At 70.1% G+C, this 9,985-nt stretch carries 6 protein-coding genes; all 6 read left to right on the forward strand.

Going from position 1 to position 9,985, the window contains the following annotated elements; translation table 11 throughout:
• Positions 1-27 precede the first annotated feature (27 nt).
• The 6 genes from ACWGJM_RS30110 to serA all read left to right on the forward strand — a co-directional run bounded on the left by ACWGJM_RS30110 (position 28) and on the right by serA (position 9,959).
• Positions 28-981 (forward strand): 2-hydroxyacid dehydrogenase, encoded by a 954-nt coding sequence (locus ACWGJM_RS30110; RefSeq protein WP_453414880.1) that lies wholly within the window; start codon positions 28-30, stop codon positions 979-981.
• 323 nt (positions 982-1,304) lie between these two features.
• Positions 1,305-4,352 carry a putative bifunctional diguanylate cyclase/phosphodiesterase gene (locus tag ACWGJM_RS30115; RefSeq protein WP_453414881.1) on the forward strand — a complete coding sequence of 1,016 codons (3,048 nt, stop codon included), beginning with the start codon at positions 1,305-1,307 and terminating at the stop codon, positions 4,350-4,352.
• 255 nt (positions 4,353-4,607) lie between these two features.
• Positions 4,608-6,458 (forward strand): acetolactate synthase large subunit, encoded by a 1,851-nt coding sequence (locus ACWGJM_RS30120; RefSeq protein ID WP_453414882.1) that lies wholly within the window; start codon positions 4,608-4,610, stop codon positions 6,456-6,458.
• A 29-nt stretch (positions 6,459-6,487) separates the two neighbouring features.
• Positions 6,488-7,012: an acetolactate synthase small subunit gene (gene ilvN / locus ACWGJM_RS30125; RefSeq protein ID WP_361451999.1), complete on the forward strand. Its 525-nt coding sequence runs from the start codon at positions 6,488-6,490 to the stop codon at positions 7,010-7,012.
• Positions 7,013-7,129: 117 nt separating this feature from the next.
• Positions 7,130-8,128, forward strand: a complete 999-nt coding sequence (gene ilvC, locus ACWGJM_RS30130; RefSeq protein ID WP_453414883.1) for a ketol-acid reductoisomerase — start codon at positions 7,130-7,132, stop codon at positions 8,126-8,128.
• Between the two features lie 241 nt (positions 8,129-8,369).
• The gene (serA, locus tag ACWGJM_RS30135) at positions 8,370-9,959 is read left to right on the forward strand and encodes a phosphoglycerate dehydrogenase (protein WP_453414884.1); all 1,590 of its coding nucleotides are present in this window, start codon (positions 8,370-8,372) and stop codon (positions 9,957-9,959) included.
• The last annotated feature ends 26 nt before the right edge of the window (positions 9,960-9,985 follow it).

A 9,985-nucleotide genomic window follows, 5' to 3' on the forward strand; every position in this document is an offset into this window, starting at 1 on the left:
GGAGGTCCCTGACATAGCCTCCAGAGCATGACTGCTGACGTGTGGCTGCCCATCGCGGCCGAGGACATCGAGGGGTTCCCCGAGGGACTCCGCTACCGGTTCTGGAACGGGGAGGAGGAGTTCCCCGCGGACCCGGCCGACTGCGCCTTCTACGTCGTGCCCTATATGAAGCCCAGCGCCCTGTGCGTACGCCCGCTGCCGTACATGCGCTCGCTTCAGGTCGTGCAGACACTCTCCGCCGGTGTCGACAACGTGCAACGGGGCCTGAACCAGGTGCACCCCGGCGTGCGGCTGTGCAACGCGCGCGGGGTGCACGAGGCCAGCACCGCCGAGCTCACGCTCGCGCTGATCCTCGCCTCGCTGCGCGGCATCCCCGACTTCGTACGGGCCCAGGACAAGGGGGAATGGCTCGCAGGTTTCCGTCCGGCCCTCGCCGACCGGACCGTCCTCATCGTCGGCTACGGCGCCATCGGCGCCGCCATCGAGGACCGGCTCGCGCCGTTTGAACTCGCGCGGGTGGCGCGCGTCGCGCGCTCAAGGCGCACCACGGCGCGCGGTCCGGTGCACCCGCTCACCGAACTGTCCTCCCTGCTCCCGGAGGCCGATGTCGTCGTCCTGTCCACCCCCTTGACAGCGGAGACCCGGGGCCTGGTCGACGCCGATTTCCTGGCCCGGATGAAGGACGGAGCGCTCCTGGTCAATGTGTCCCGGGGGCCCGTCGTCGACACCAAGGCGCTGCTCGCGGAGCTGGACAGCGGGCGCATCACCGCCGCCCTGGACGTCACCGACCCGGAGCCGCTGCCCCCGGCGCATCCCCTGTGGCGGGCACCGGGCGTGCTGATCAGCCCGCATGTGGGCGGCCCCACCTCGGCGTTCCTGCCGCGCGCCAAGCGGCTGCTGGCAGACCAGTTGCGCCGTTTCGTGAACCGGGAGCCCCTGCGCAACGTGATCCTTACAACAGGCTCCTCGGCAGGGGCGTAATCCGCTTCGCGTACCCTCCGCGACCTTGTGGACGCAGTGCGTACGCGTCTTGCTGTTGATCGTCACGGAGCGTAGAGAAGCTATGTCCCTGAGTGACGAGACTGGTGTATCGTCCCGACAGGGGCTGCGCCGCGGACCGTTCGGCGCCGGGGATGGACATTTCAGAATTTGTGAGGGGGGCGACGGGCGATGCACGGCCTATGGACGAACGATCCGACGCGGCGGAGCCGCCGACGGCGACCCTGGCGCAAGGCCACGCGCAAGCGCGGCCACCACACCAGCCACCACCGCACCAGCCACCACCCACGGACCGGGAGGGCCCGGTGAGCCCCCCGCCCGTGACGACCCTCGACACGGCGCTGCGTCCGCAGCGCCCGTCGGGGACGCTGCTGCCCCGTCCGCCGGTCCCCGGCGACGGCTCACGCCTGGTCCACCAGCTGGCCCTGGCCCTGATCTGCGCGGGATACGCCGTCGGTGCCGCGTTCGGCTGGGGCTCGAACGAAGTCGCGCTGTTCATGGGTGACTTCGGGCTGACCGCCGCGGCCGGCACCGCCGCGGTCTCCTGCTTCCTCTACGCCCGCGGTCCCAGGGTCCGCTTTCGACCCGCCTGGCTGCTGTTCGCCCTCTCGTCGGCGATGGCGGCCCTGGGCAACGCGGTCTGGGGGTGGTACGAGGTCGTGCTGGACCAGCCCGTGCCCAGTCCCAGCTACGCCGACCTGTTCTTCCTGTGCTTCGCGCCGCCCGCCATCGTGGGGCTGCTGGTCCTCGCCAAGCGCCCGGTGAACAAGGCGGGCTGGATCTGTCTGGCGCTGGACGCCTGGCTGATCGGGGGCTCGCTGCTCACCCTGTCGTGGAGCCTCGCGCTCGCCCAGGCCGCCCGGTTCGAGGGGCCGAGCGTGGCACACGCCGCCCTGTCGCTGGCGTACCCGCTGCTCGACATCGCGCTCGTCAGCATGGTGCTCGCACTGCACTTCCGGCGCGCACCGGGCAACCGCACGGCGGTGAACACCGCCATCGGAGCGCTCGCCCTGACCGTGATGTGCGACGCCCTGTTCACCTCTCCGCTGCTGCACAGCAGCTACCACTCGGGCCAACTGCTCGACGCGGGCTGGTTCGCCGGCTCCCTGCTCCTGGCGTACGCCCCCTGGGCCGCTCCCCGGCACCAGGGTCAGCAGAACGCCGACCGGGACCGGGGCGCCGCCGACGGCCACACGCGCGTGGTCCACGAGCACGTGCCCGGCCAGCGCGGCGGTGGCCACCACAAGGCGGCGGCCACCGCCCCCGAGCCCACGCCGGGGGGTGATCACAGCCGGTACCCGGCGGGCCCGCCCCTCACCGGCTCCCTGGCCGCGCTCACCCCGTACCTGGCCGCGGCCGTGTGCACGCTGGGCATCCTGTACAACGTCCTCGACGGCCGCAGCCCCGACCACGTGGTGCTCGTCACCGCCGGCTGCGTGGTGCTCGCGCTCGTCGTGCGCCAGGGCATCATGCTGCTCGACAACATCACCCTCACCCAGGAACTGGCCCATCAGGAGAACCACTTCCGCTCCCTGGTGCAGGGTTCCAGCGACGTCATCATGATCGCCGCACCCAACGGCATCCTCCGGTACGTCTCCCCGGCCGCCGCCGGGGTCTACGGGCGGCCCGCCGAGGCACTGGTGGGCACGGAACTGGCCGGTCTCATCCACCCGGAGGACCTGGGCTGCGTGGTGCACGAGGTGCGCCGCTTCCTCGCCGCCAGCCCGCTCGAGGAACCCACCACCCGCATCGAGTGCCGCTTCCGGTCCGGCGAGGGCGGCTGGCTCAACGTCGAGTCCACCGTCAACCGCCATCACGGCGGCCTCATCTTCAACAGCCGGGACGTGACCGAGAGAGTGCGGCTACAGGCGCAGCTTCAGCACAACGCCGAACACGACCCGCTCACCGACCTGCCCAACCGCTCCCTGTTCACCAAGCGCGTGCAGCAGGCCCTGTCCGGCCGCCGCGCCTCCGACCGGGGCGCCCATCTGCGCGGCACGGCCGTCCTCTTCATCGACCTGGACGGATTCAAGGCCGTCAACGACACGATCGGGCACCAGGCCGGGGACGAGCTGCTCGTCCAGGCCGCCCGCAGACTCCAGGACGCGGTCCGGCACGGGGACACCGCGTCCCGGCTGGGCGGCGACGAGTTCGCGGCCCTGATCGTCGGGGACGGCACCCGTGACCGTGCCGCCCGGGAGCGGAACATCCTGGAGCTCGCCGACCGCCTCAGGCTGACCCTCTCCCAGCCGTACCTCATCGACGGCAACGACGTCCGTGTCAACGCCTCCATCGGCGTCGCCTTCGCCGAACCCGGTCTGGGCGCGGGCGAGCTGCTGCGCAACGCCGACCTGGCGATGTACCGGGCCAAGTCGGCCGGGAAGGGCCGCGTCGAGTTGTACAAGCCCCAGATGCAGCAGGACGTGGTACGCAAGGCGGAGCTGGCCACGCGGCTGCGTGCCGCGCTGCACGACGGCGAGTTCGCGCTGCTGCACCAACCGGTGGTGTGCCTGGAGAACGGCCGGATCACATCGGTCTCCGCACAGGCGCGCTGGCGCTCCTCCCAAGGGGTGCTGTTCACCCCGGCGGAGTTCCTGCGGGTGGCCGAGGACAGCGACAAGGCCTCGGAACTCGGCCGCTGGATCCTCGAGGAGGCCGTGGAGCAGGCCGCCGAGCGGACCGCGACCGGGCTCACCGTGCCCGTGTCCGTCCGGATGAGCGCCCGGCGGCTGCTGGACCGCTCCATGCCGCTCGGCTCGGTGGAAGCCCTCCTCACCCGGCACGGGCTGCCCTCCGGCTCGCTGGTCCTCGAACTTTCCGACACCGATCCCCGGGTCAGCCTGGACGAGCTGGAGCGGCGCCTGACCGCCCTCAGCCGGCTCGGCGTCCGCATCGCGCTGGACGGCTTCGGCAGCGGCTACGCGGCGATCACGGCGCTGCGCAGACTCCCCGTCGACGTGCTGAAACTCGACCGCGGCCTGGTCGAGGGCGTCGTGGAGTCGGCACGGCTGCACAAGATCACAAGTGGGCTGCTCCGCATCGCCACCGACCTCGGGCTCCAGTCCGTGGCCGAGGGCGTGGACCTGCCCGAGCAGGTCGCGGCGCTGCGCGCGATGGGCTGCACGCACGGGATGGGCATGGCCTTCTCCGGGCCGTTGGACGAGTACCGGCTGCGCAGAGCGCTCGGATCCGGCCATTATCCGGTTCCGCACGCACCGACCGAGCCGGCACCGGCCTTCGCGGGTGGTGCGGCGGGGGTGTACACCAGTGGTGTCACCGGCGGTGTCTCCGCGGTCTTCGGAGGCGGCAGTGCCCTACGCTCACATAATGAGACTCCCGTCCCACCCACTTGACACGTGGTGCGCGTCGGGGGGAGGGTCAGTGCCATGCGCACCCGAATTCTCGTACTTGGACAGCGCGTCGGCTGAGCTGGGACCCACCGGAGGACGATCCGGAAACCCCAGCGACCCTCACCGGCGCGCTCCCCTCGCTTGCCTTACGGCACGAGGGGTTTTTTGTTGCACAGGCACCTGCCGTCCAGCAGTCGTACACCGCACAAACCTCGCAAAAACCCTCGCAAAAACCTCAGCATCGAGAAGAGAATGCCGATGACCGAGCAGGCCACCGGGGCCCACCATCCGCAGCCGCGGCCCCGTTCCGGAGGACAGTCCACCCCTGTCGAGCACGTCACGGGTGCGCAGTCCCTCATCCGCTCGCTCGAGGAGGTCGGGGCCGGCACGGTATTCGGTATCCCCGGCGGTGCGATCCTTCCGGCGTACGACCCGCTGATGGACTCCACCAGGGTCCGCCACGTCCTGGTCCGGCACGAGCAGGGCGCCGGCCACGCGGCCACCGGTTATGCGCAGGCCACCGGCAAGGTGGGCGTCTGCATGGCGACCTCCGGCCCGGGTGCGACGAACCTGGTCACCCCGATCGCCGACGCGCACATGGACTCGGTGCCGCTCGTGGCGATCACCGGCCAGGTGGCGTCCAAGGCGATCGGCACGGACGCCTTCCAGGAGGCGGACATCGTCGGCATCACCATGCCGATCACCAAGCACAACTTCCTCGTCACCAAGGCCGAGGACATCCCGCGGACGATCGCCGAGGCCTTCCACATCGCCTCCACCGGCCGTCCCGGCCCGGTCCTGGTCGACATCGCCAAGGACGCCCTCCAGGCGCGGACCACCTTCCAGTGGCCGCCCACCACGGATCTGCCCGGCTACCGTCCGGTGACCAAGCCGCACGCCAAGCAGATCCGCGAGGCCGCCAAGCTGATCACCTCCGCCAGGCGGCCCGTCCTCTACGTCGGCGGCGGGGTCCTCAAGGCCCACGCCACCGCCGAGCTCAAGGTCCTCGCCGAGCTCACCGGAGCGCCCGTCACCACCACCCTGATGGCGCTCGGCGCGTTCCCCGACAGCCACCCGCTGCACGTGGGAATGCCGGGCATGCACGGTTCGGTCACCGCCGTCACCGCGCTACAGAAGGCCGACCTGATCGTCGCCCTCGGAGCCCGCTTCGACGACCGCGTCACCGGCAAGCTGGACAGCTTCGCCCCGTACGCGAAGATCGTCCACGCCGACATCGACCCCGCGGAGATCGGCAAGAACCGCGCCGCCGACGTGCCGATCGTCGGGGACGCCCGCGAGGTCATCGCCGACCTGGTCCAGGCGGTGCAGAAGGAGCACGGCGAGGGCCACAAGGGCGACTGCACCGCCTGGTGGAAGGACCTCAACCGCTGGCGCGAGACCTACCCGCTCGGCTACGACCAGCCCGAGGACGGCTCCCTGTCCCCGCAGCAGGTCATCGAGCGCATCGGGCAGCTCGCGCCCGAGGGCACGATCTTCGCGGCGGGCGTCGGCCAGCACCAGATGTGGGCGGCGCACTTCATCCAGTACGACAAGCCCGCCACCTGGCTGAACTCCGGCGGCGCCGGAACCATGGGCTACGCGGTCCCGGCCGCGATGGGCGCCAAGGCGGGCGCGCCCGGCAAGGCGGTCTGGGCGATCGACGGCGACGGCTGCTTCCAGATGACCAATCAGGAGCTCACCACCTGCGCCCTGAACAACATCCCGATCAAGGTCGCCATCATCAACAACGGCGCCCTCGGGATGGTCCGCCAGTGGCAGACCCTCTTCTACAACCAGCGGTACTCCAACACGGTGCTGCACTCCGGCCCGGGCGACGAGCCCAAGGGTCCGAGCGCCGGCACCCGCGTCCCCGACTTCGTGAAGCTGTCGGAGGCCATGGGCTGCCACGCGATCCGCTGCGAGTCCCCCGAGGACCTCGACAAGGTCATCGAAGAGGCGAACTCCATCAACGACCGCCCGGTCGTCGTCGACTTCATCGTCCACGAGGACGCGATGGTGTGGCCGATGGTCGCCGCCGGCACCTCCAACGACGAGATCATGGCCGCCCGGGACGTCCGCCCCGACTTCGGCGACAACGAAGACGACTGAGCCAGGAAGAGCGAAGAGGAAGACCAGACATGTCCAAGCACACGCTCTCCGTCCTGGTGGAGAACACCCCGGGCATCCTCGCCCGGATCGCCGCGCTGTTCTCCCGCCGCGGCTTCAACATCGACTCGCTCGCCGTCGGCGTCACCGAGCACCCCGACATCTCCCGCATCACCATCGTGGTGCAGGTCGAGGACCTGCCGCTGGAGCAGGTGACCAAGCAGCTCAACAAGCTGGTCAACGTGCTGAAGATCGTGGAGCTGGAGCCCACGCAGGCGGTTCAGCGCGAACTCGTCCTCGTGAAGGTGCGCGCCGACAACGAGACGCGCTCCCAGATCGTCGAGATCGTCCAGCTCTTCCGCGCCAAGACCGTCGACGTCTCCCCGGAGGCGGTGACGATCGAGGCCACCGGCAGCGGCGACAAGCTGTCGGCCATGCTCAAGATGCTGGAGCCGTACGGCATCAAGGAGCTGGTCCAGTCCGGCACGATCGCCATCGGCCGCGGCGCCCGCTCGATCACGGACCGGTCGCTGCGCGCACTCGACCGGTCGGCGTAACCCTCGTCGGTGCGGCCGGGTGACACCGGCCGCCCGTATCGCGAGATCCCGAAACCTCCCTCCCGCCCGCCGTCATACGGTGGGAGCAACACCTGCACACCAAGGAGAGAACCCAAAGTGGCCGAGCTGTTCTACGACGCTGACGCCGACCTGTCCATCATCCAGGGCCGCAAGGTCGCGGTCATCGGCTACGGCAGCCAGGGCCACGCCCACGCGCTGTCGCTGCGCGACTCGGGTGTCGACGTGCGGGTCGGTCTGCACGAGGGCTCCAAGTCCAAGGCCAAGGCCGAGGAGCAGGGGCTGCGCGTGGTGACGCCGTCTCAGGCCGCCGCCGAGGCCGACGTCATCATGATCCTGGTCCCGGACCCCATCCAGGGTCAGGTCTACGAGGAGCACATCGCCCCGAACCTGAACGACGGCGACGCCCTGTTCTTCGGCCACGGCTTCAACATCCGCTTCGGCTTCATCAAGCCCCCGGCCGGCGTGGACGTCTGCATGGTCGCCCCGAAGGGCCCGGGCCACCTGGTCCGCCGCCAGTACGAGGAGGGCCGCGGTGTTCCCTGCATCGCCGCCGTCGAGCAGGACGCCTCGGGCAACGCCTTCGCGCTCGCCCTGTCGTACGCCAAGGGCATCGGCGGCACCCGCGCCGGCGTCATCAAGACCACCTTCACCGAGGAGACCGAGACCGACCTGTTCGGTGAGCAGGCCGTCCTCTGCGGTGGCACCGCGGCGCTGGTCAAGGCGGGCTTCGAGACGCTGACCGAGGCCGGCTACCAGCCGGAGATCGCCTACTTCGAGTGCCTGCACGAGCTGAAGCTGATCGTGGACCTCATGTACGAGGGCGGCCTGGAGAAGATGCGCTGGTCCATCTCCGAGACCGCCGAGTGGGGCGACTACGTGACCGGCCCGCGCATCATCACCGACGCCACCAAGGCCGAGATGAAGAAGGTCCTCGCCGAGATCCAGGACGGCACGTTCGCCCAGCAGTGGATGGACGAGTACCACGGCGGCCTGAAGAAGTACAACGAGTACAAGCAGCAGGACTCCGAGCACCTGCTGGAGACCACCGGCAAGCAGCTCCGCAAGCTGATGAGCTGGGTGAACGAGGAGGCGTAGGCTTCCACGGAGGGGCCGGAGCGCACTGCTCCGGCCCCCTTGGCCTCAGCTTGGCCAAACCGTCCTGCCACGGACGGGTGATCCTTCCACAGAGGCGTAAGACACCCCCTGCCACGCCACTACACTGCTGCACAACACGCGTCAGGCCCACAGCGTCGTGCGTCTTCCGCGGCTAGCCACCCTCCACCGCCTGCGGCCGTCGGGACGGCCGTCCGCATGCATTGGACTTGTGAGGACTCACGTGAGCTCGAAACCCGTCGTACTCATCGCTGAAGAGCTTTCGCCCGCGACCGTCGACGCGCTCGGCCCGGACTTCGAGATCCGGCACTGCAACGGTGCCGACCGTGCCGAGCTGCTGCCCGCCATCGCCGACGTGGACGCGATCCTGATCCGCTCCGCCACCAAGGTCGATGCCGAGGCGATCGCCGCCGCGAAGAAGCTGAAGGTCGTCGCGCGAGCCGGCGTCGGCCTGGACAACGTGGACGTCTCCGCCGCCACCAAGGCCGGCGTGATGGTCGTCAACGCCCCCACCTCGAACATCGTGACCGCCGCCGAGCTGGCCTGTGGTCTCCTCGTCGCCACCGCCCGCCACATCCCGCAGGCCAACGCCGCGCTGAAGAACGGCGAGTGGAAGCGCAGCAAGTACACGGGCGTGGAGCTCGCCGAGAAGACCCTCGGCGTCGTGGGCCTCGGCCGCATCGGCGCGCTCGTCGCGCAGCGCATGTCCGCCTTCGGGATGAAGGTCGTCGCCTACGACCCCTACATCCAGCCCGCGCGCGCCGCGCAGATGGGTGTCAAGGTGCTGTCGCTGGACGAGCTGCTCGAGGTCTCCGACTTCATCACCGTGCACCTGCCCAAGACGCCCGAGACGCTCGGCCTGATCGGCGAGGAGGCGCTGCACAAGGTCAAGCCGTCGGTGCGGATCGTCAACGCCGCGCGCGGTGGCATCGTCGACGAGGAGGCGCTGTACTCCGCCCTCAAGGAGGGCCGCGTCGCCGGCGCCGGCCTGGACGTGTACGCCAAGGAGCCGTGCACCGACTCCCCGCTGTTCCAGTTCGACCAGGTGGTGTGCACCCCGCACCTCGGCGCGTCGACGGACGAGGCGCAGGAGAAGGCCGGCATCGCCGTCGCCAGGTCCGTGCGTCTCGCCCTCGCGGGTGAGCTGGTCCCGGACGCGGTCAACGTCCAGGGCGGTGTCATCGCCGAGGACGTCAAGCCGGGCCTGCCGCTCGCCGAGCGCCTCGGCCGGATCTTCACCGCGCTCGCGGGCGAGGTCGCGGTCCGCCTCGACGTCGAGGTGTACGGCGAGATCACCCAGCACGACGTGAAGGTGCTGGAGCTGTCCGCGCTCAAGGGCGTCTTCGAGGACGTCGTCGACGAGACCGTGTCGTACGTCAACGCCCCGCTGTTCGCCCAGGAGCGCGGTGTCGAGGTGCGCCTGACGACCAGCTCCGAGTCGGCCGACCACCGCAACGTGGTCACCGTGCGCGGCACGCTCGCCGACGGCGAGGAGGTGTCGGTCTCCGGCACCCTGGCCGGCCCGAAGCACCTCCAGAAGATCGTCGCCGTCGGGGACTACGACGTCGACCTCGCGCTCGCCGAGCACATGGTCGTCCTGCGGTACGAGGACCGGCCGGGCGTCGTCGGCACCGTCGGCCGGATCCTCGGCGAGGCGGGCATCAACATCGCCGGTATGCAGGTCGCCCGTGCGGCGGCCGGTGGCGAGGCGCTGGCCGTGCTGACCGTCGACGACACGGTGGGCTCCGGCGTTCTGGCCGAGGTCGCGGAGGAGATCGGCGCCACGTCGGCCCGCTCCGTGAACCTCGTCTGACCCGGTAGGACACAGCAGTACGAAAG

The organism is Streptomyces sp. NPDC054834, assembly GCF_053611185.1.